Raw genomic sequence first — 248 nt, forward strand, 5'->3', positions numbered from 1 at the left:
GTCCATTGCGGATTGACCAGCCATAATGATGTGCTAATGGCCAATAACAGTACAGAAACGACGGCATAACTACTGCGCCGAAGCAGTAGCTCTACTAAACTTGCAGCCAATAGTATGGCAACAAAAGAGACGGCAAAAACACCAGCAACGGGTGCTAAGGACGATAACCAATACTCTTCAGTAAACGCATAACCAACAAACAGCCACGGAAAGCCTGTGAATAACCAAGTTTTTAACCATTCTTGTAG

The 248-nt window shown here is 44.4% G+C and carries 1 pseudogene; it reads right to left on the reverse strand.

What is annotated here, in order from left to right:
- A pseudogene (locus AAEY87_RS14290) lies at positions 1-248 on the reverse strand (apolipoprotein N-acyltransferase); the annotation flags it as partial.

The sequence above is a fragment of the Psychrobacter sp. S1-30-MNA-CIBAN-0213 genome (assembly GCF_040309845.1).
Lineage (GTDB): Bacteria > Pseudomonadota > Gammaproteobacteria > Pseudomonadales > Moraxellaceae > Psychrobacter.